We start from the raw sequence: 19,787 nt of genomic DNA, 5'->3' as shown, positions 1-19,787 counted from the left end.
GCCGCCCCCGGCGCGCTCGTAGCGCGCCCGCCCGGGCAGCGCCCGGTCGCGGAACTTCGCCGGCAGCCGCGAGGTCCACAGGTCCTTCGGTTCGAGGACGTGCGAGTCCCCCGAGAGGCGGGTGATGTCCGGATGCGGGATGTCGCTTGTCATGGTTTCCCCTCTGTCGCGCCGCCCGGGGCCCTCTCACGGCCAGGGCCGCCCTACGTCGCCCCTCCTCGCTGACGAGGCGCTGCTGGACGGATGCCCGCCCGTGGCGCAGCAGTAGATTGACAGTGGTGAATCTTCATCTCGGTGACCCTGCCGAGCGCGGCAGATGACGACGCAGGTGGGCCCGACCGGCGCGCGGACTGCGGGGCCGGCGGCGGCCGCCGCGGCGTGCGGGGACGACCTCTGCTGTTCTTCGGTGATCGACGCGCCGCTCGGCCGCGTCGAGGCCGACGAGCTCGCCCGGGTGCTCAGCGCACTCGCCGACCCGGTGCGCCTGCGCTTGCTCTCGCTCCTCGCGGCGAGCGGCTCGGTGTGTTCGTGCGACCTCGAGGCTCCGCTGCAGAAGAGCCAGCCGACCGTCTCCCACCACACACGGCTGCTCGCGCAAGCGGGGCTGATCGTCGGGGAGAAGCGGGGACGGTGGACCTGGTGGAGCGTGCGCGAGGACCGTCTCGAGGCCGTGCGCCGCGCGCTCGGCGGCTGACGCCTTTACAAGATCGATCCCTGTCGATACGTTTACATCGACAGTTGTCGATGTGGAGGTGGCAGCGAATGGCGCGTGTGCAACTGGCCCTCAACGTCTCTGACCTCGGAGCGGCGATCACCTTCTACTCGACGCTGTTCTCCGCCGAGCCCGCGAAGGTGATGCCCGGCTACGCGAACTTCGCGATCGACGACCCGCCGCTCAAGTTGGTGCTGATCGAGTCCGAGTCGGCCCGTGAGGGGATCCGCGGCGCCCTCAACCACCTCGGCGTCGAGGTGGCGTCGACCGACGAGGTGGTGTCGGCGACCGAGCGCCTCTTGGCGGGCGGTCTCGGGACGCGCAGCGAGGCGGGAACGACGTGCTGCTACGCCGTCCAGGACAAGGTCTGGGTCGAGGACCCCGACGGCGCGCCCTGGGAGATCTACACCGTCCTCGCGGACGCTCCCGCCGAGACCGGGGTGAACGGGGACGGCCTGTGCTGCTCGGGGACCGTCGACGGTGAGCCGGTGCGCCTTGGTACACGGCGCGCGGCGGCCTGTTGCTAGCCCCCCACCGGACCAGGCGGCGGCCGTGAGCCCAACGGCGCTCCCCCGGAGGCTGTTGGCCGAGTTCCTCGGGTCGACCTTCCTCGCGGCGGCGGTGATCGGCTCGGGCATCGCCGCCGCGCGGCTCTCGCCGGGCGACACCGGCCTCGAGCTCCTCGAGAACGCGGCGGCGACCGCGGCGGGCCTGTTCGCGATCATCTTGATGTTCGGGCCGGTGTCGGGGGGCCACTTCAACCCCGTCGTCTCCCTCGTCGACGCCGCCTTCGGCGGAGTGCGCTGGCGCGACGCCCTCGCCTACCTGCCGGCACAGGTCGCCGGCTGCATCGCCGGGGCGATCGCGGCGAACCTGATGTTCTCCGAGGCCACGGTCAGCATCTCGGTGAAGCACCGCGCGAGTGGTGGCCACTTCCTCTCCGAGGTGATCGCGACGATCGGCCTGCTGCTCGTGATCTTCGCCCTCGCCCGCAGCCACCGCGGCGCCGCCGCGCCCGCGGGAGTGGGCGCCTACATCGGCGCCGCCTACTTCTTCACCAGCTCGACGAGCTTCGCCAACCCGGCGATCACCGTGGGGAGGATGTTCTCGAACTCCTTTGCCGGGATCGCGCCGCGCTCGGCCCCGGCGTTCGTCCTTGCGCAACTGCTCGGCGGCGCCGCCGGCTACCTGGTGATCCGGGCCCTCTATCCCGACGTCACCCCCGACGAGGCCGCAGAGGTCGTGCTGCCCCGTGACCAGGTGGCGGCGACGCCCTCCCCGGAGCCCCTCCGGCGGCAGTCGAGCCCGCTCGACCGCGTCTGAACCCGCGCCGGCAGACCTTCCCGGTGGCTCCCCGCAGCGAAAGGACGCCATGCACCTCGTAGCGATCGGCGGGAGCGACGCGGGCATCAGCGCCGCGCTGCGTGCCCGCGAGCTCGACCCGGGCGCCGAGGTGAGCGTCGTCGTCGCCGACGCGTTCCCGAACTTCTCCATCTGCGGGATCCCCTACTACGTGTCGGGCGAGGTGCAGGACTGGCGCTCGCTCGCCCACCGCACGCGCGCCGAGCTCGAGGCGACGGGGATGACGCTCCTCCTCGACACGCTCGCGACGGAGGTCGACGTCGGCGGCCGCGAGCTCCTCGTGCGCAGCGCCGCGGGCCGCGAGGAGCGGCTCCCCTTCGACGCGCTCGTCGTCGGCACCGGTGCCGTCCCGGTGCGGCCGCCGATCGCCGGCCTCGAGTCGCTCGGGCCAGAGGACGGGGTGCACCTCCTGCACTCGATGGGCGACACCTTCGAACTGATGCGCTCGCTCGCGAAAGGCCCGCGGCGCGCGCTGATCGTGGGCGCCGGCTACATCGGCCTCGAGATGGCCGAAGGCCTCAGCGCGCGCGGCATCGAGGTCGTCCAGCTCGAGCAGCTCGGCGAGGTGCTTCCCACGGTCGACCCCGAGCTCGGCGCCCTCGTGCACGCCGAGCTCGAGTCCCACGGCGTGACGGTCCGTTGCGGGACGACGGTGCGCGCCGTCCGGCGGGCGGGCACGGGTGCGCCGTCTCCCCTGCAGGTCGACGGGGAGTGCGCCGGGGAGCCGGTCTCCTACGCCGCCGACGTGGTCCTCGTCGTGGTCGGCGCCCGCCCCGACAGCGCGCTCGCCGCGGCCGCGGGAGCGACGCTCGGGACGAGAGGGGCGATCGCCGTCGACCGGCTGATGCGCACGAACCTGCCCGCGGTCTTCGCCGCCGGTGACTGCGCCACCACCTACCACCGGCTGCTCGGCGACAGCTACCTCCCGCTCGGGACGACGGCGCACAAGCAGGGCCGCGTCGCCGCGGAGAACGCCCTCGGCGGGACGCGGGAGTTCGCCGGCAGCCTCGGGACCCAGGTGGTGAAGGTCTTCGACCTCGTCGCGGCGAGGACGGGACTGCGCGACCACGAGGCGCGGGCGGCAGGCTTCGAACCGCTGACGGTCGCCTCGGAGGCCGACGACCACAAGGCCTACTACCCGGCCAGCCGGAAGATCTCGCTGCGGGTCACCGGGGAACGGGGGAGTGGCCGACTGCTCGGCCTGCAGCTCGTCGGCCACCGTGAGACCGCCGTCGCGAAGCGAGTCGACGTCGCCGCCGCGGCGCTGTTCCATGAGATGAGCGTCGAGGGCCTGAGCGACCTCGACCTCTCCTACACCCCGCCCCTCGGCTCGCCCTGGGACGCGGTGCAGTCCGCCACGCAGGCCTGGTCGCGCGCCCGTCGGGCCCCCCGGCAAGGCTGAGGGCCGACCCGCAGCGACTTGCCCCCGGCGTGGCGCAGCCGGGAGAGGCGGCGGAGCCCCCGGGCGGTGGGGGCCCGGCGAGCTGCTGTGTCCACCCGCGCGTGAGCACCCGACCCGCGAGTGCCGGGTCGGGTGCTCACTGCGCACCGAGCTGCTAGCCGAGAACCGGCTTCAGGATCGGGACCTCCCTGCCCGAGTCCTTGAGGAAGGTCTGGTACTGCTGCTTGGCGAAGGTCCCGCTCTCGTAGCCGACGGGGTTGCCCTCGGCGATCGCGTTCGCCCGCAGCGAGCCGTTCCCCATCGCCCAATGGAAAGCCGCCTGCAGTGCCGTGACCTGTGGCGTGGGCACGGCGGAGGCGGTGAAGAAGACGCGGGTCGACGCCGCCACGTCGTTCAGCGCGAGCAGGGCGTTCTTCTGCGCCCTCGTCGAGATGTGCCCGCTCAGCTTGGCCGCCTCCTGTGCGATCGTCGGCACGCCGCGGAAGTCGCCCGCGATCGCGGAGCCCTTCTGCAGCGGTACGGAGAGCGCGACCGCCGTGGCCTTGCCGCCCTTCACGAGCGGCGCCGCGACCGACGCCGGCACCTCACTCACGCAGCCGTCCCCGCGGATGAAGCCCTGCACCTGGGAGCTCGTCGACTGGTAGCCGGTGAGCGGCCGGAAGTGGATCCCGAACGCGGCGTTCGTCATGAGCATGAAGAACGTCCCCGTGCCCGAGGTCTGGAGCACCTCGCTGACCGGATTCGACGCGCTCGAGTGCTGGACGAGGTTCGCGAAGCTCCTCCACTTCGAGCAGGCCGCGGTGTTGAGCGTGAGGATCGCGGTCTGGCCCGGGGCGGTCGCCCCGAGGAAGGCCTCGCGCACCGGGTTGAAGTTCAGCGCGGGGAGGCCGAGGATTGTGTCCTCGATGTCCGGCCCGGCGTTCAGCCACCCGACGGTGAGGCCGTTCGGCGCCGCCTTCGCGACCGAGTCCTGTCCGGCGACGGTGTTGCCCGCCGGGATGTTCTCGACGTTCACCGTGGCGTGCAGGTAGGCCGACAGCGCGGGCTGCAGCAGCCGCGCCCACTGGTCGAAGCCCCCGCCGGGGCTGTCCGGCGCGACGAGCGTGACCGTCTTGCCGTGGTAGTAGCTCAACCCCCGTGCGAGCGGGCTGAGCCGCGTCGGCTGTGCCGACGCGCCCGCGGGGAGGCTCATGAGCCCGACCGCTGAGGCCCCGATGGTCGCGCCGAGCGCCGCTCGGCGGACGTTGGTGAGACGACTGGACCGTGTTCCTGGCATCGTGGATGCCCCCCTATCCTCCGGGCCCCTTCCCTCGACCTGACGGCCGTGGAACCCGGTATCGTCACCATATCGACAAGAAATCGTAATAGAGCGCTCCTCACGCACCCATAACGCATCCCTCGCGAAAATTGCGAGGCGCCCCGAGGTCACGGTGCGGCGCGCGCTCGCGCCCGCCGTCACGCCCGCCCCGCCGGCCGACTCGGGTGGGAGCCCGCCCGCCGGTCAGGCGCGATGGGGCGCCTCAGCCGGGCGCGAGCGCCCGCGTCCGCGCTGCGTGCGGGCGGCGCATGTACAACGCGATCGCGCCGCTCGTCAGCGCCGCGTAGCCGCACCACACCGAGGCGAAGCCGTCGGCGGTGAGCTTCACGATCACGACCACCGCGAGCAGGTTGACGATGCCGTAGAGGGCGATGGCCCGGTACCCCGAGAAGAGCCACGCGCCGCAGACCGCGACGACGTAGAGGCCGATCACGACGACCGCGTGCCCGAGGCGCAGGTTGTAGGAGAGGTGGTAGGGGCGGAGGCTCACGCCGACCGGGCCGCGCAGCATCGCGGCGAGGAGGATCCCCCCGACCGCGATGCCGAGCACCGCGAAGGGCGCGATCAGCCAGCGCCGCCGAGGCGTCGGCTCGAGCGCGAGCACCGCAAGCGGGACGAACACCGGGAGCACGACGAAGGCGATCGACAGGTAGACCCACATCGCGAACCGGCCGAGGCCGGCTCTGACGTGCCCTTCGAGGCCCCACCAGACGAAGGCCTCGACGAACTGGTGGAAGCCGAGGATGAGCGGCAGGGCGCAGAGCGGGCTGTGCGTCCAGCGCCCGTCCCGGTGGCGGAGCACGTCGGCCCCGAGTGCGCCGACCACGAGGCCGCCGACGAGGTCCGCCTGCGGCGAGAAGCACACAAGCGGAGCCTACCTCCGGTCACGCGCAGCCGACAGGGATCGGGCGGCCAGTACCCCCTGGCACCGCACACCCGTTGCAAGAACCCACCCCGATGCGGGCGGGCGGGGGGCCGAACCGTCCCGCCCGCATCGGTCACGCGGCGAGCAGCGAGCTGAGCTCCTCCTCGGGGTCGCGCTGCCGGGCCGGGGTCCGGACGAAGGTCAGCACCACCGCGGCGGCGGCGAAGAGCAGGATCGCGCTGACGCTGAAGGCGACGGTGAAACCGTGCACCGTCGCGACCGCCCGCTCCGGCTGGCTCTGCAGGTGACCGGCGAGGAAGCTCAGCGTCGCCGAGGCGGCCACGGTGTTGAGGAGCGCGGTCCCGAGGGCGCCTCCGATCTGCTGGGTCGTGTTCACGAGCGCGCTCGCCACTCCGGCGTCGCGGCCGTCCACGCCGACGAGCGCCATGTTGCTCATCGGCACGAAGGTGAGGCCGAGCCCGAGGCTGAGGATGATCTCCGCCGGGAGCAGGCGGGCGACGTAGGAGCTCGAGACCGAGAGCTGGGTGAGCCAGGCGAGCCCCCCGGTGGCGAGCAGCAGGCCGGTGGCCATCAAGCGTCGCGGCCCGACGCTCGGGAGGAAGCGGCTCGCGGTCGCCGCGCCGATCACGATGCCACCCGAGAAGGGCAGGAAGGCGAAGCCGGTCTTCAGCGCCGAGTAGTGCAGGACGCCCTGGAAGAAGTAGGTGAGGAAGAGGAAGGTCCCGAGCAGGCCGATGCCGACGAGGAGCGACGCGAGGTAGGCGGCGCCGCGGTTGCGGTCGAGGATGACCCTGAGGGGGAGCAGCGGGTGCTGTGAGCGGAGCTCGATCGCCGTGAAGGCCGCGAGCAGGCCGGCCGCTCCGCCGAGGAGCGCGAGCGTGAGCGGTGCGCTCCACCCGTGGGTGCCCGCGGTGGTGAACCCGTAGACGAGGAGGAAGAGCCCGCCGGTCACCGTCGCGGCCCCCGGCAGGTCGTAACCCGAGCTCGAGGAGCGCCCGCGGCTCTCGGTCACGACGCGCCGGGCGGCGACCGCCGCACCGATCGCGAAGGGCACGTTGATGAGGAGGGTCCACCGCCACGAGGCGAGCTCGGTGAGCGTCCCCCCGAGGACGAGGCCGATCGCGGCCCCGCCGCCGGAGATGCCTCCGTAGACACCGAAGGCGCGGGCCCGCTCGTGGGCTTCGGTGAAGGCCGTGGTGAGCAGCGAGAGCGCTGCGGGTGCCATCACTGCGGCGAACGCACCCTGCAGTGCACGCGCGCTGAAGAGCATCGCGGAATTCTGTGCGAGGCCTCCCATCGCCGACGCGGCGCCGAAGCCCAGCAGCCCGATGATGAACATCCGGCGGCGGCCGAGTAGTCGGCGATGCGCCCGCCGAGGAGCAGCAGGCTCCCGAAGGCCAGTGCGTAGGCGCTCAACACCCACTGGCGGTTGGCGAGCGAGATGTGCAGCGTGCGCTGCGCGGAGGGGAGGGCGACGACCACGACGGAGGCGTCGAGCACGATCATCAGCTGGGCCACCGCGCCACCGCCACGAGGTGGTTGCCCGGCCGAGGCCCGGTGACCCGAGCGGTGGCGGCCTCGAGCGCCGGTGGACTCGACGCGGCCTTAGGCCGGGGCCGCGGAGCACCACGCGACGGTGTCTCCTTCAATTGCCTTAACGCAGCACCGTCCGGGTGCATTCAGGGATGAGATACCTGGCCGTCTGGCTGCATTTATCCAAGAGAGGGGTGTAACTCTCCAATGACAGCCTCCTGGGCTCGACGGAGCCCCCGGTCTGTGACTTTAGTGCGATCACTACATAGAGCGGTTGCACGACCACTCTGCGACGTTATTTGTTGGGTCACTCACGAAAGCCACTGCACGATACGGACTGACTCTGCTCGCCCGTCTGGCTGGCAGCCCCGTGTTTTGGACAGTTCCGCCAAGTTAGCGGGAGGATTCCGCGGCGATGGTGGGCGGTATGCGCTTCGGTGCCCCTCGCCCTGGTGACATATGGGGGCGGCCCGACCACCTGGGTCACATGTGACGGGAAGAGACAGCAACCCCCTATTTCGGGCGCTGTCTGAGAAAACTGTGGGAAATGGCGCGAAAAAACGTGCACTGACGATTTCTATCGACTAAACAGCCACCGACCCCACTGACCGGTAACGGTCCTCCCTTCAGTACAAGGCGGCACTTACCCGAAATGGCATCCCTTCGCTTGTTCCGTTCCCTTCTCCATTTCCCCGCGCGGGAGGCGCAGCCCGGCTCCCGTCGCGGCCATCGCCTCCTCGGAGCGTTGATGACCGGTGCCCTCATGAGCGGCGGGCTCGTCGCCCTGCAGCCGGCGGTCGCCTCGGCGTCCACGCCGCAGGTGCTCATCCTCGGGGACTCCGTGAACGGCGGTGCGAGTAGCACCGAGGCCCAGCAGGCCGCGGCGGACGGCTTCGGGGTGACGGTCGTCAGCGGCACGCAGTGGGACGCGGAGTCGGCGGCCGACTTCGCGTCGTACCAGGAGCTGATCATCGGCGACCCGATGTGCGGCTCGACCTCCGCCTTCGCGGCAGCCGTGGCCGACCAGTCGGTCTGGGAGCCGGTGGTGCAGGGCAGTGGCGGGAACAAGGTGGTGATCGGGACGGACCCGAGCTTCCACTACCTCTACGGCGGCAAGACCGGTGGCAGGGTGCTGGAGCAGAAGGGGATTGCCTACGCGGGCGCGGTCGCTGGTGCGACGGGCGCCTACGTCGACCTCAGCTGTGCCTACAACGGCTCTCCGGCGAGCGGGGTCGCGCTGCCGCTGATGGACGGGCTGAGCAGTCACGGCACCGGCCAGTTCAGCGTCGGCGGCGCCTCCGCAAGCTGCGCGGGAGCCGTCTCCATCGTCGCTTCCGCCGGCCCGACGGCCGGCCTTTCCGACGGCGACCTCTCCGGGTGGGGTTGCTCGGTGCACGAGTACATCACCCGCTGGCCGAGCGACTGGTCGGTCCTCGCCCTCGCGACCGACTCGAGCGTCCCGAAGACCTACGCCGCGAACGACGTGGGCACCGGCACCACCGTCTCGGGCTCGCCGTACATCCTGATCAGCGGCGGCGGCATCGCGATCACCTCGAACATCTCGCTCGCGCCGGCGACGGGGAGCGCCCCGGCCTTCACGAGCACCACCCTCAGCGCCACGGTCGTCTCGGGCGGCGCGCCGGTCGTCGGCAAGACGGTGACCTTCAACGTCGACAGCGGGCCGAACTCCGGGACCACCGGCACCGCGGTCACGGACGCGACCGGCGTCGCGTCGTACACCTACAGCGACACCAAGGGCGTCGGCACCGACGGCGTCTCCGCGACCTTCATCGACAGCCTCGGCGCGACCGAGAAGGCCACCGCCACCGAGAGCTGGACCCCCGTCTCGGTCGCGACCACGACGAGCTACACCGGCCCGGCGAGCGGGCAGGTCGGTGAGCCCGTCACGCTCTCCGCGAACCTCTCGGCCTCCGCCGGGGGCACCGCCGAGGTCGGCAAGACGATCAACCTCACCCTCGGCTCACAGGGCTGCTCGGGGACGACCGACGCCTCTGGCAACGCCAGCTGCTCCGTCACGTTGACCCAGGACCCCGGCGCCTACACCGTCACCGCGAGCTTCGCCGGCGACGGCACCTCGAACGCGAGCAGCGCCATCGCGCCCTTCTCGATCAACCAGGCGGCGACGTCGCTCGCCTACAACGGCGACATCGTCGGCACCTACGCGGCCTCGACGACGCTGAAGGGGACCCTCACCGCCACCACCTCTGGTGCACCCCTCGCCGGCGAGCAGGTCTCGTTCACGCTCGGCACCCAGAGCTGCTCGGCGCTGACGGACCCCACCGGCAACGCAACCTGCACCATCACGCTCTCCCAGCCCTCGGGCGCCTACACCGTTGACGCCAACTTCGCCGGCGACACCGACAACCTCGCGAGCTCGGCCTCCACGCCCTACACGCTGAAGCCGGCCGCGACGCTCGTCACCTACACCGGCGCCACCTCCGGCACCTACGGCCAGTCGGTCACCCTCTCGGGCAGCCTCACCGACAACTCCGGCAACCCGCAGGTGGGCCAGACCCTGCAGCTCGCCGTCGGCGGCGAGTCCTGCTCGGCGCCGACCGACGCGACCGGCACGGCGGCGTGCAAGGTCATCCCCGGCGACTCGCCGGGGACCTACACGGCGACCGCGGCCTTCGCCGGCAACGCCGACTACGCGGCGGGGAGCGACGGCGCGGCCTTCGTCCTCAGCCCGGCTGCGACGACGCTTACCTACACGGGTGCGACGAACGGCAACTTCAACCACTCGGTCGTCCTCTCGGCGAACCTCACGGACGCGACGAACAGCGCGCTCTCCGGCGAGGCCGTCGACTTCACCCTCGGCTCCCAGGGCTGCAACGCGATCACCGACCCGTCGGGCAACGCCTCCTGCTCGATCGTCGTGAACCAGACGCCGGGCTCGTACACGGCCGGGGTCTCCTTCGCGGGGAACGGGGACTACCTCGCGAGCAGCGCCTCGGCTCCCTTCACCCTCAACCAGGAGCCGACCACCCTCACCTACACCGGCGCCACCAAGGTCGAATACGGGGACAGCGGGATGCTCTCCGCGACCCTCGTCGACTCGGCCGACGGCTCGGCAGTGCCCGGAGAGACGGTGACCCTCACCCTCGGCAGCCAGAGCTGCACGGCGGTCACCGACGCCGTCGGCCAGGCCATCTGCTCGGTGGCGATCTCCCAGGACCCGGGCTCGTACACGGCGACAGCCAAGTTCGCCGGGGACAGCGACTACAGCTCGAGCGCGGCGAGCACGCCGTTCACGATCCTCATCAAGGAGACGGCCACCACCTACACCGGGGCGACCTCGGCGGTCTACGGCGCCACGGTCACCCTCTCCGGCAACGTGACCGACCCGACCGACGGCAGCACGCAGGACCCGGCGCCGATCGTCGGCCAGCCGCTCGTCCTCACGGTCGGCACCCAGAGCTGCAGCGCCACCACGGACGCCAACGGTGATGCGAGCTGCTCGGTCGTGTTCACCCAGGACCCCGGGAGCTACACGGTGTCGGCGGACTTCGCCGGAGGGACCGACTACGTCGTCTCGAGCGCCTCGGCGAGCTTCGCCGCAAGCGCCGACACGACGACGACCTTCGTCTCGGTCGCTCCCCCGACGGTGACCTACGGCGCGGAACAGGCCGCCACCTTCACCGCGACGGTCACCACCGGCAACGGTGAGGCCGTCCCGGCGGGCGAGCTCGTGACGGTGGACGTCGGTTCGGCCAGCTGCGTGGTGACACTCGGCAGCGCCCGCAATGGCTGCCAGATCGCGAAGAGCGCGCTGCCGGCCTCGGCCTCCTCCTACGCGGTGAGCGCCGCCTACGCCGGAGACGCCGACCTGCTCGGTTCGAGCGGCACGACCTCCGACGGCCTCACGGTGCAGAGCGCGACCGTCGTGCAGGACTCGACGAGCACCGCGGTCTCGGTGGCGCCGAGCTCGGTCAACTACAACTCCGAGAGCGCGGCCCTCTTCAGCGCGACGGTGGCCACCGGCAACGGTGAGGCCGTGCCGGACGGCGAGTCCGTCACGGTGAACGTCGGCTCCGCGCAGTGCACCGCGACCCTCGCCTCGGGGAGCGGCAGCTGCTCGATCGCCGACAACGCCCTCCCGGCCTCGGCGAGCGCCTACACCGTGACCGCCGCCTACAGCGGTGACACCAACCTCAAGGCCTCCGGTGCCGCGGCGACGACGGGCCTCACCGTCAACCCGGCGACCCCGTCGATCAGCTGGGCGAACCCGGCGGACATCACCTACGGGACGCCACTGTCGGCGGTGCAGCTCGACGCCACCAGCCCGGTGGCCGGCGCCTTCACCTACTCGCCCCCTGCGGGCACCGTCCTCACGGTCGGCTACGCCGAGACCCTCTCGGTGAGCTTCCTGCCGACCGACACGACCGACTACACGACGGCGGCCGCCGCGGCATCGCTGAACGTCGTGCAGGCGGTGCCGGCGTTGACGGTGACGGGCTCGGAGCCGGCGGTCGCCGGCAACGACGTCAGCTACACCGTGACCGCATCCCCGGTCGGCCAGGGCGCGGCGCCGACGGGCTCGGTGCACGTCACCGACGGAGCCGGCGGCTCGTGCTCGGTGACGCTCTCGAGCGGCTCGGGCACCTGCCCGATCCAGGAGGACGCGGCGGGCACCTACCAGGTCGTCGCCAGCTACAGCGGTGACCACAACTACACCGCCGGCACCCCAGCCACGAACACCGAGGCGGTCGGGATCGCGACCCCCGCCCTCTCGCTGAGCGGCGCGAACCCAGTTGCCGCGGGCGGGTCGGCGACCTACTCGGTGATCGTCAGCGGGAACGGCTCCGCCCCGACGCCGACGGGCACGGTGAAGATCGTGGACAACCTCGGTGACGTGTGCACCGTCACGCTCTCCGCTGGCAGCGGCTCCTGCTCGATCCCGCAGGACACCGCCGGCGCCTACGTGCTGACGGCGACCTACAGCGGGAACGCGAACTACTCGAGCGGCCCGCACGCCTCCCTCACCTTCAATGTCGGCCAGGAGGGCTGCGTCGCTGCCGCGGCCCCGGCGGGGCAGAACCTCGCCGGTGCGAACCTCGCCGGGAAGAACCTGAAGGGCGTGAACTACCAGAACGCCAACCTGCAGGGCGCGAACCTGAAGGGGGCGAACCTCATGGACGCCAACCTGAGCGGGGCTGACCTGCAGGGCGCGAACCTCCAGGGGGCGAACCTCATGGGTGCGAACCTGAAGAACGCGAACTTCACCGGCGGCAACCTGCAAGGCGACAATATGCAGGGTGACGACGCCACGTGCGCGGTCTTCACGAACGCCAACCTCGCCGGCGACAACCTGCAGGGCCTGAACGGCACCGGCGCCAGCCTGCAGGGCGCCAACCTGCAGGGCGCCAACCTGCAGAACGGCGTCTACGCAGGGGCGACCTTCCACGGCGACAACCTGCAGGGCGACAACCTGCAGAAGTCGAACCTCGTCGGCGTCGACCTCGGCGGGGCCAACCTCACGGGGGACAACCTCCAGGGCGACGACTTCACCGCAGCGGTGCTGAAGGGGGCGACGACGAGCGGCGCCAACCTGAAGGGCGACGTCTGGTCGAACACCACCTGCGGCGACGCGACGAACTCCAACGCCGACGGCGGGAGCTGCACCGGCCACATGTAGGGGCGATCAGCCGGGTGGGCGCTGCACCGCCCGCCCGGCCCGCTCCGGAGCACGACTCGCCCCCCATCCGCCGGCTCGCCCTGCGGATGGGGGGCCTCGTCGTCCCCCCCGTCGCCGTCGCCAGTACCGTGCGGTGCGAAGCTGTGCGGGACAGGGTCGGGACGGGGGACGGTGGCGTGAGGCTCGAGCGCGTGGAGAGCGAGGGGGGCCGGGAGCCGCTCACCGTGTACCGGGGCGGCAGCGGGCCTCCCTTGCACCTCCTCCACGACGAGTGGGGGATCGCCGGCCTCGAGCCGCTGCTCGAGGCCCTCGCCGACGACTTCGCCGTCTCGAGCCCGGTGCACCCCGGCTTCGAGGACTCCCCGGTGTCGCCGCGCCTGCGCGGCGCGGGCGATCTCGCCCTCCTCCACCTCGGCCTTCTCGAGCGGGAGGCGGAGCCCGCAGTCGTCGTCGGGCTCTCCTTCGGCGGCTGGGTGGCGCTCGAGATGGCGGTCCGTTGCCGCCACCACATCGCGGCGCTCGTCCTCGTCGGGCCGACCGGGCTGCGCTTCGGGGCCCCCGACGAGCGGAACTTCGTGGACCTCTTCGCGCACGACGACGAGGCGCTCGCGGCGCTGCTCTACAGCGACCCGGAGAAGGCGCGGCGCCCCGAGGCGCTCGACGACGAGGCCCTCGTGCGCTGGGTGCGCAACCGCGAGGCGGTAGCCCGCTACGGCTGGGAGCCCTACCTGCACACCCCGGGCCTCGAGGACTGGACCGGCGAGCTCGGCCTCCCGACCCTGCTGCTGCACGGCGCGCAGGACCGCTTCGTCGCCCCCGGCTACTACGAGAAGGTCGCCGGCGCCGTCGGTGGTGCGCGCCGCCGCGAGGTCCCAGGTTGCGGCCACTACCCCCACGTGGAGCGTCCGGAGGAGGTGGCCGCGATGATCGGGGAGTTCCTGAGCGGCCGCGGCGCGCCGTGAGCGCTCCGACCCGCGAGCGGGAGGCGTCACGATGAGGGCCTGGTACTTCAGCGAGAACGGCTACCCCTATCTGCCCGACAAGTCCGAGTACGACTCGGTGCGGGTCTCGGTCCCGAGTCGCCTCGCCGACCCGCGCCTCGTCGCCGACCTCTACGACCGCTACCTCGACGAGTTCGTCGCGGCCGAGGCGGCGGGCTTCGGCCTGATGATCAACGAGCACCACCAGACCGCGACCAACCTCAACCCGAGCCTCGGGCTGCTCGCCGCGGTCCTCGCCCGGCGGACGAGCACGGCGAGGATCCTCGTGCTCGGCCACCAGCTCGCCTTCCGCCGCGACCCGCTGCGCGTCGCCGAGGAGATGGCCGTCGTCGACAACTACTCGCGCGGCCGCCTCGAGGTCGGCTTCGTGCGCGGCGTGGCGCCCGACATCGCCCCCGCGAACGCCCACCCCCTCGACACCGTCGAGCGGCTGTGGGAGGCGCACGACCTCATCGTCCGCGCCTGGACGAGCCTCGACGGCCCGTTCAACTGGGAGAGCGAGCACTACCACTACCGCCAGGTGAACCTCTGGCCCCGCCCCTATCAGCAGCCGCACCCGCCGCTCTGGGTGACGACGAGCTCCACCTACAACACCCCCGAGATCGCCCGCCACGGCTATGTCTGCGCGACCTTCCTGAGCGGCTACACGCTCGCCGGCAGGGTCTTCCACGCGTACCGGGAGACGGCCGCCGAGGAGGGCCTCGCGATCGGGCCGGACCGTCTCGCGTACGCCTGCATGGGCTTCGCCGCGGACAGCGACGAGGCGGCGCGCGAGGGCGCCGAGCGGATGATGTGGTTCACTCGCCAGACGCGCACCGCGCCGCAGTGGGGGCGCGTCCCCGGCTACATGCCGACCAACGAGCTCGTGCAGCTGCTGCGCGGCGGCAACCGTCGCGAGGGCGCGGAGGCGCGCGGCGGCGGGATCGACGGCCTCATCGAGAACGGGATCCTGTTCTGCGGCACCCCGGACACGATCTGCCGCCAGGTGGAGGAGCATTTCAAGCGCACCGGCGGCTACGGCCACCTCATCGTGATGGGGCAGAACGGGACGAGCGGCCACGAGGAGACGCTGCGCAGCATCGAGCTGTGGGGCGCGGAGGTGCTGCCGAGGATCGCCGCGCTCGGGAGCGCCTTCGCAGACTGAGCACCGCGGCGCTGTCGGCCGCCCGCCGGGCGGGACGTCAGCCGAGCATCTCGCAGAGGTCGTCGACGAGCGTCTCGTCCGGGCTCCACAGCACGAGGTCGGCCACCTCGCGCAGCGACGCGACGGTCTCGTCCCTCCCCGGCGCCGCGCCGGCGCCCGAGACGACGACGCCGGCGATCACCTCCGCGAGGCCGTGCACGCCCTCGAGGTCGAGGCCCGCCGAGGGAGCCGCGCCGACGACCACGAAGACGAGGTCGAACAGGCCGTCGTCCTCCCGTGCGGCGCGGGCGCCGAGGGCGGCGACCGTGGTCGTGACGGGCACCGCCCCGAGGCGGTTGCGCACGCCCTCGGCGAGGCCCTCCGGCCCGTCCACGAGCACCGCGATGCTCCGCCCGACCCGGCGGGGGAGGTGCCTCAAAGGCTGACGACGGGGCGGCCGGGGTCGGCGACGAGTGCCTCGCCGGCACCTTCGTCGAACGAGACGCCTTTGCGCATCAACAGCGAGGCGGGGCGGACCCGCTGCGCGCCGGCGTCCCGCCCCGGCGGCTCGGTGCCGTGGTCGCGCAGCGCGAGGGCTGCCTCGTGCAGGCGCCGCCTCGCCATCATGATCCCGATGTCGCTCGTCCCGAGGTGCTCCTCGTCGCGGGGTTGGATCGCGCCCATCGTCTCCTGGATCGCCTGGTCCTGGGTCCCGAAGCCGCCGACGCCGGAGAAGCTCCGCCGCGCGAGCTGCGCCTTGCGGTCGATCAGGTAGTCGTTGGTGGCGTTCGCGACGGGGCGGAAGGTGCCCGGGATGAGCTCCGCGTGGATCCCGGCGCCGCTCTCCATCTGCGCGACCTCCTCTGACGACAACGGGCGCGATGGGTGGAAGTTGATGTTCCAGACCCAGCAGTGCGTGTCGTCGATCGGCACCCAGGCGTGGCCGCCGAGCGGGTGGTCGCCGAAGGGCGGGATCAGCGTGTACCAGGGGAGCAGGTACTGGGTGATCCGCCAGTAGTACTCGTCCTCGGTCGCGTTCCGCCGGGCCGCGATGAGCAGGCCCCCCGCCGAGGTGGCGGTCTCGAAGCGCGGGTGCGAGTCGGCCTTCAGGAACTCGTTGCCCTTCCCGTTCTGGTGCATCGGGTCGGTCGCGAGGTTGAAGCGGTGGAGGAACGAGACGTGGCTCGAGTCGATCCCGCCCTCGAGCGCCTGCAGCCAGTTCGACTCCTGGATCCGCTTCGAGACGAAGCGGTTCTCGGGGGGCACGAGGGCCCACTCGAGCTCGGGGAGCGGCGGCTCGTCGGCGGGCGGGCCGAGGTAGGCCCAGATGATCCCGCCCCGCTCGCGCGCCGGATAGGCGCGGATCGAGACGTGCTCCTTGAAGCGGCTCGTCTCCGGCTCGGACGGCATGTCCACGCAGGCCCCGCTCGCGTCGTACTTCCAGCCGTGGTACGCGCAGCGCAGGCCGCACTCCTCGTTGCGGGCGAAGAAGAGCGAGGCGTGGCGGTGGGCGCAGAACTCGCTCACGAGCGCCGGCTGGCCCGTCGAGTCGCGAAAGCCGATCAGCGGTTCGGAGAGCACCGTGACGCGCACGGGCGGGCAGTCCGGCGCGGGGAGCTCCGCGGCGAGGAGCGCGGGCACCCAGTACCGCCGCATCAGCTCGCCCATCACCGTCTCGGGGCCGGTGCGCACGAGCTCCTCGAAATCGATCTTCGCCATCGCAGTTCTCCTCAGGTCGCTCGCGCCACTGTAAATCGGCGGGCCCGCCGCCCCGGCTCGCGGCCCCCGCCGACCGCCCGCGGCGAGCAGTGGCGCCGGGCCGTGGTCACGCCGTCGTCAGGTAGCGGACGGTGAGCGCCTCGTGGATGGCCCGGATCGTGCACACGAGGTGCGGGTGGTCGGGGACCGCGCCGCGCACCGTGAGCACCTGGGAGTCGGTGCCCTCTCGCCAGTCGACGTGCTCACCGGGGTGCCGCCGCACCTGCACGAGGTCGACCCCGTCGAGGTGCGAGATCTCCTCCAGGCCCGCGATCTCGCCCACCCTGCGGGCGGTGACCGGGGGCTGCACCATCAGCCAGCAGCCGACCGCCCGGCAACGGACGGGGCCGTCGACGTGCACCGGGATCCCCGCCGCCGCCTGGCAGGTGAGGGCGAACAGGTTGACGCCCGCGGCGGCGCGCAGCACGAACGGGGGCCGGCCCCCGGGCCGGCCGTTGACCTCGATCAGCCGTGGCCCGTCGGGAGTGAGCTTGATCTCGGTGTGCGCCGCCGCCGAGGTGACGCCGAGCGCCGCCAGCGCGTCGCTCGGCGTCGCGAGCACCGAGCGCTCGAGCGGCGGCGGGAGGCGCACCGGGATGAAGTTGCCGGTCTCGCGGAACTCCGAGGCGAGGGGGAAGCGGCTCGTGATGGCGACGTGGCTGACCTCCCCGCTGCCGAGCACGCTCTCGACCGAGAGGTAGCTGGCGAAGTCACTGCGCATCCCGCAGGCGTCTTCGAGGTACTCCTCGACGACCCATCCGCGCGTCGGGCCGGCGGCCACGACCTCGGCCAGCTGCGCGCGATCCGTCGCGAGGCGGATGCCGCGGCTGCCGCTGCGCGCGGCGGGCTTCGCGACGACGGGGAAGGTGACGGCGGCGGGGACCTCCTCGAAGGCCGCGGCCGGCGGACCGGGGCCGAGCGACCAGAACCTCGGCCCCGCGACCCCGGCTCGCGCGAGGAGGTCGCGCTGGCGGCGCTTGTCGGCGAGCCCCACCGCGACCTCGGGCGAGTGGTAGGACAGCCCGAGGCGGGCGGCGATCGCCGCCGCGGTGACGAGGTGGTCGTCGACGAAGGAGACGATCCCGTCGGGGCGGTGCGGCGCGAGCGCGGCCGCCGCCGCGTCGTGGTCCATGTCCGTGATGTCGACGCAGCCGCCGAGGCGCGGCAGCAGCCGGGGAAGGGAGGGGTCCGGCGCGCCGGTGAGCACCTTCGATCGGGAAGCGAGCGTCCCGGTCGACCTCCTCGACCCACAGGCCGGCGACCTCGTCGCCGATTCGGCGCGCCTCGGCCAGCTGTCGGGCGCCCGGCCGCTCAGGTCACCGACGACCGCAGGGACGGCGCGGGGCAACGCCACAGGCAAGCTTTTCCCATCGCCGATCCTTCACAACGCCCTCATCGAATTGATGACGATTCGCGCGCGGCACGGGTAACCCCTCCGTAGGGCTCGAGGATGGGGAGGTCCCGCGATGGGGAACAAGCGTTGGCTCCTTGGAACGTGCGCCGGGGCGATGGCCATCACATTGGGGGTGGGCGCGCTCTCCGGGGTCGCAGACGCCGCCGCAGCGCCGGCGGCCGTCACCGGCCCGACGAGCGGGGTCAGCTACACCGCAGCGGACGCCTTCGGCAACGTGAACCCGGAGGGCGTCGCGACGGACTGGTACTTCCAGTACGGCGCGACGGCCCACTACGGGCTCGACACCGCGCTGCACGCCGCGGGGGCCGGCGGGGAGACGCTCGCGGTGTCGGCGCCCCTCGCCGACCTCGTCCCCGGCACGCTCTACCACTACCGACTCGTCGCGGCGAGCAAGGAGGGCACGACCGTCGGCGGGGACCGCAGCTTCACTACCCCCGCCTCGCCTCCGGGGGTGGCGACGGGCGCCGCGACGGCGGTCGCCGACACGACGGCCGTGCTGCGCGGGGCGGTGAACCCCCGCGGCCTCGCCACGGTGGCGCACTTCGCGCTCGGCACCACGCCGAGCTACACCGCGAACACGGCCGCCCGCAGCGCCGGCGCCGGCGTGGCCCCGACGGCGGTCGCGATCCGGGCGGACCGCCTCGCCCCCGACACGACCTACCACTTCGCCCTCGTCGCCACCAACGCTGACGGCAGCGCCACCGGCGCCGACGCGGCTTTCACGACCACCGGCCCCGCGATCGTCGCCGACGGGACGCCGAGCTCGGTGACCGCCGGCTCGGCGGTGCTGAGCGGCACGGTCGACCCGGGGGGCCACCCGGCGCGCTGGTTCTTCCAGTACGGCGTGTCGACGAGCTACGGCGCGACGACCCCGGTGAAGTCGGCGGGGGACGGCCTCGCGCCCGTTCCGGTCGCCGCGGCGATCAGCGGCCTCGCCCCGGGCACCGAGTACCACTTCCGTCTCGTCGCGCGCAACGCGGACGGCACGACGGTGGCGGGGGACTCGGTGATCGCGACGCTCGGGCCGACGCTCACGGCCTCGTCGGGGTCGACCACCTTCGGCCAGTCGACGACGCTCAACGGGTCGATCCCGACCGGCGCGAGCAACCAGAGCGTGACGATCTTCGCCCAGCGCGCCACCGACCCCTCCTTCGTCGGCCTCACCACCGTCCTCACCGGTAGCGGCGGCGCCTACAGCTTCGCCGTGCGGCCGCGGATCGGCACCAGCTACAAGGCGCTCTGGGACAACGCCGCGACACCGATCGTGTCGGTCGGCGTGCGCCCCTCGGTGATGCTGCGCATCTCCGGGTCGAGCGCCGCAGTGCGGGTCGCCGCCGCTCGCTCGCTGGCCAACCGCCTCGTGCGCCTGCAGCGCCTGGTGCACGGCCGCTGGCGGGTGGTCGACTCGGCGAGGCTCGGCAGGGGCTCGTCGGTGGTGATGCGGCCGAGCACGCCCGCCGGCGCCCGGCTCCGCGCCTGGCTCACCGCCTTCCAGGCCGGCCCCGGCTACGAGCAGGCGGTGAGCGGGGTCCATCGGCTGCAGGGCTAACGCCAACTCGGGCGCGACGCGCCCCCTCGGCGCCAACAGCGGTGCCGCCGGACTCGGCGTCCGGCGGCACCGC

At 72.4% G+C, this 19,787-nt stretch carries 16 protein-coding genes; 9 read left to right on the top strand and 7 right to left on the bottom strand.

Going from position 1 to position 19,787, the window contains the following annotated elements:
- Positions 1-316 precede the first annotated feature (316 nt).
- The 4 genes from VNF07_02650 to VNF07_02635 all read left to right on the top strand — a co-directional run bounded on the left by VNF07_02650 (position 317) and on the right by VNF07_02635 (position 3,476).
- Complete coding sequence (locus VNF07_02650) at positions 317-694, top strand: metalloregulator ArsR/SmtB family transcription factor (GenBank protein HVB05131.1); 378 nt, start codon at positions 317-319, stop codon at positions 692-694.
- Positions 695-762: 68 nt separating this feature from the next.
- Positions 763-1,239, top strand: coding sequence for an ArsI/CadI family heavy metal resistance metalloenzyme (locus tag VNF07_02645; GenBank protein ID HVB05130.1), 477 nt, complete (start codon positions 763-765; stop codon positions 1,237-1,239).
- A gap of 55 nt (positions 1,240-1,294) precedes the next feature.
- Positions 1,295-2,035, top strand: coding sequence for an aquaporin (locus VNF07_02640; protein HVB05129.1), 741 nt, complete (start codon positions 1,295-1,297; stop codon positions 2,033-2,035).
- A gap of 49 nt (positions 2,036-2,084) precedes the next feature.
- Entirely contained in the window at positions 2,085-3,476 is a 1,392-nt protein-coding gene (locus VNF07_02635) for an FAD-dependent oxidoreductase (GenBank protein HVB05128.1), read from the top strand.
- A 154-nt stretch (positions 3,477-3,630) separates the two neighbouring features.
- On the opposite strand, the gene VNF07_02630 is transcribed toward VNF07_02635, so the two are convergent.
- The 4 genes from VNF07_02630 to VNF07_02615 all read right to left on the bottom strand — a co-directional run bounded on the left by VNF07_02630 (position 3,631) and on the right by VNF07_02615 (position 7,198).
- On the bottom strand, positions 3,631-4,668 hold the full coding sequence (locus tag VNF07_02630; GenBank protein HVB05127.1) for a hypothetical protein: 1,038 nt from the start codon (positions 4,666-4,668) through the stop codon (positions 3,631-3,633).
- A 328-nt stretch (positions 4,669-4,996) separates the two neighbouring features.
- A complete protein-coding gene (locus VNF07_02625; GenBank protein ID HVB05126.1) occupies positions 4,997-5,659 on the bottom strand; it encodes a DUF6629 family protein in 663 nt (220 codons plus the stop codon).
- A 133-nt stretch (positions 5,660-5,792) separates the two neighbouring features.
- Positions 5,793-6,977 (bottom strand): MFS transporter, encoded by a 1,185-nt coding sequence (locus VNF07_02620; protein HVB05125.1) that lies wholly within the window; start codon positions 6,975-6,977, stop codon positions 5,793-5,795.
- Positions 6,905-7,198 carry a hypothetical protein gene (locus VNF07_02615; GenBank protein ID HVB05124.1) on the bottom strand — a complete coding sequence of 98 codons (294 nt, stop codon included), beginning with the start codon at positions 7,196-7,198 and terminating at the stop codon, positions 6,905-6,907. Before VNF07_02615 ends, VNF07_02620 begins: the two co-directional genes overlap by 73 nt.
- A gap of 763 nt (positions 7,199-7,961) precedes the next feature.
- Here VNF07_02615 and VNF07_02610 point away from each other — a divergent pair.
- From VNF07_02610 to VNF07_02600, 3 genes are all read left to right on the top strand, one after another.
- Positions 7,962-12,869 (top strand): Ig-like domain repeat protein, encoded by a 4,908-nt coding sequence (locus tag VNF07_02610; GenBank protein ID HVB05123.1) that lies wholly within the window; start codon positions 7,962-7,964, stop codon positions 12,867-12,869.
- Positions 12,870-13,045: 176 nt separating this feature from the next.
- Complete coding sequence (locus VNF07_02605) at positions 13,046-13,831, top strand: alpha/beta hydrolase (GenBank protein ID HVB05122.1); 786 nt, start codon at positions 13,046-13,048, stop codon at positions 13,829-13,831.
- Positions 13,832-13,862: 31 nt separating this feature from the next.
- Complete coding sequence (locus VNF07_02600) at positions 13,863-15,014, top strand: LLM class flavin-dependent oxidoreductase (protein HVB05121.1); 1,152 nt, start codon at positions 13,863-13,865, stop codon at positions 15,012-15,014.
- Between the two features lie 37 nt (positions 15,015-15,051).
- Here VNF07_02600 and VNF07_02595 read toward each other — a convergent pair whose 3' ends face one another.
- The 3 genes from VNF07_02595 to VNF07_02585 form a co-directional block, all read right to left on the bottom strand.
- Positions 15,052-15,393: a hypothetical protein gene (locus tag VNF07_02595; GenBank protein ID HVB05120.1), complete on the bottom strand. Its 342-nt coding sequence runs from the start codon at positions 15,391-15,393 to the stop codon at positions 15,052-15,054.
- Between the two features lie 35 nt (positions 15,394-15,428).
- A complete protein-coding gene (locus VNF07_02590) occupies positions 15,429-16,712 on the bottom strand; it encodes an aromatic ring-hydroxylating dioxygenase subunit alpha (protein HVB05119.1) in 1,284 nt (427 codons plus the stop codon).
- A 106-nt stretch (positions 16,713-16,818) separates the two neighbouring features.
- A complete protein-coding gene (locus VNF07_02585) occupies positions 16,819-17,958 on the bottom strand; it encodes a hypothetical protein (protein ID HVB05118.1) in 1,140 nt (379 codons plus the stop codon).
- Between VNF07_02585 and VNF07_02580 the strand changes: the two genes are divergently transcribed.
- Both VNF07_02580 and VNF07_02575 read left to right on the top strand, forming a co-directional pair.
- On the top strand, positions 17,951-18,181 hold the full coding sequence (locus tag VNF07_02580; protein HVB05117.1) for a hypothetical protein: 231 nt from the start codon (positions 17,951-17,953) through the stop codon (positions 18,179-18,181). The genes VNF07_02585 and VNF07_02580 overlap by 8 nt on opposite strands.
- 78 nt (positions 18,182-18,259) lie before the next feature.
- The gene (locus VNF07_02575) at positions 18,260-19,714 is read left to right on the top strand and encodes a fibronectin type III domain-containing protein (protein HVB05116.1); all 1,455 of its coding nucleotides are present in this window, start codon (positions 18,260-18,262) and stop codon (positions 19,712-19,714) included.
- Positions 19,715-19,787: the final 73 nt, after the last annotated feature.

Source organism: Acidimicrobiales bacterium, assembly GCA_035533595.1.
Classification (GTDB): domain Bacteria; phylum Actinomycetota; class Acidimicrobiia; order Acidimicrobiales; family Bog-793; genus DATLTN01.
Note: the sequence above shows the minus strand (reverse complement) of the source record. Positions and strands in the feature narration are given on the sequence as shown.